Raw genomic sequence first — 2,144 nt, forward strand, 5'->3', positions numbered from 1 at the left:
GCCCGCGGTGGTGTGGATCGCGACCGACCACGCCGGTGCGCCCTCCGGCGGCTTCTGGAAGGACGCGGCGAACTGGGAAACCGGCACCCTCCCGACGATCAATGACGACGTCATTGTCATCACCGATCAACTGCACGGCCTGACGCCGTCCTATCCGGTGACGATCGACAGCGCGGCCTACGCCAAGTCGGTGACGATGAACGATTTCGGCGGGCCGCCGCCGAAGCTGATCAACCAGAGCTCGCTGACGATATCAGGCGCGCTCAACATGAGCGCGGACTCGATCCTCACCAACGCTGTGACCGGCACGATGTCGGTCGGCGGCAAGGCCGAGATCCTCGACACGAGCGTTTTGACCAATGCCGGCCATCTGACACTCCAGGGCGGCGGTGATTTCGCCAGCGGCACCAAGATCACCAATTCGGGCACGATCGAGCTGTCGGGCGGCACGCTGAAGATGCTGGCCACGATCCACAATGCCGGCGGCACGCTGAAGGCCGATGCCGGCACGACGCTGGTCGTCGATACCGCAACGGTCGACGGCGGCACCGTCACGATTCTGGGCACGCTGGAGCTCGACGGCACCAGCCTGATTGAAAACGGCGCGCTGAATAATTCCGGCACGGTCAACGTCAAGGGCACGGCCGAGTTCGCCCACGAGAGCGTCTCCAACACAGCCACGGGCACGATCAAGGTGCTGGCGAATGGCTGGCTGACCGTCGACCAGGGCTCCAGCGTCACCAACGCCGGCCACATCACCGTCGATGCCAGCGGCAAGCTGACCGTCAACGGCGCGACGATCAGCGGAGCTGGGCCGGTTATCGGCAACGGCGGCGGTGACGATGAGGGTGGCCCCGTCCTCAATGCCGGCATCCGCGGCACAGGCGTGATCACCGGCAACGGTGAAATCGACCTGACCGGCAACGCCGTCCTGAGCGACGGCATCCTGAACAACAACGCGGCCTTCAAGATCAGCGGCAGCGGCAATGCGCTGAGCAATGAGAGCGTCACCAATGCCGGCACCATCGAGGTGCTGGCGAACGGGGCGCTGACGATCGACCAGGGCTCGACGGTCGATAATTCGAGCGGCAACGTTATCGTCGATGCCAATGCCGCGTTGACCCTGGACGACGTCACGCTCAGCGGCGGCACCATCAAGGGCGGCGGCACCATCGATGTCACCGGCGCAAGCAGGATCGACGGCAACGCAACCCTGAACGAGGGCACGGTCACGGTCGAAAACGGCGTCACGCTGACGCTCGACGATGCCACCATTGCGGGAGCCGCGATCGGCAATGGCGGCACCGTCAAGGTCGATGCCAGCAAGAAGCTGACACTGGCGGGGGCGACCCTGACCGGCGGCGCACTCTCCGTTTCCGGCACGCTGGATTCGTCCGGGGCGACCACGATCACCGATGCTGCCATCACCAACAACAGCCTGATCGAAGCGGTTGGCGGCCTGCTGACGCTTACCACCATCACCTCGGCCACCATCGCCAACGCCGGCACGCTTCAGGCCAATGGCGCCGAACTCGACATCGACCATGAGGCGGTCACCAACACCGGCACGCTGGCCGCGATCAATGGCGGCACGCTGAAGCTGATCTCGATGACAGTGACCAACGGCACCGGCGCGGTTTCGGTCGCGTCCGGCTCGACGCTGGATCTCGTCGGTGCAGTCATCGACGGCGGCACGTTGACGATCGCGGGCACGCTGGAATCGACCGGCACGAGCGCGATCAACAACGCCGATATCACCAATACCGGCACGATCACAGTCACCGGCGGCACGCTGACGATCGATCCCGCGACGCTGCACACCATCACAAATCACGCGCTGATCCAGGTGAGCAACGGCGAACTCGACGTCTCCGGCGACCTGATCGTGAACACGGCCGATGTCAAGGCGATCAACCACGGCATCCTGAAGCTGGCCGATGTCACGATCGCCAATGACGGCGGGACTGTTACGGTCGACGCCACGTCGAAGCTGTACCTGTCCGGGGTCTCCTCGATCAATGGCGGGTATCTGACCAACGCCGGCAATCTCTACGGGGTCTCCGGCCTCAACACGATCTCGGCCGCGGTCACCAACACCGGCGCCATCGAGGTCCAGGCCGGAACGTTGAACCTCTCCGGCGGCC

1 protein-coding gene is annotated in these 2,144 nt (G+C 64.7%); it reads left to right on the forward strand.

Going from position 1 to position 2,144, the window contains the following annotated elements; genetic code table 11:
* Positions 1 to 2,144: beta strand repeat-containing protein (locus AC1D00_RS38025; protein WP_477014209.1), on the forward strand; the 2,144-nt coding region annotated here is incomplete at both ends.

It is taken from the genome of Bradyrhizobium sp. P2_E8 (assembly GCF_056403875.1).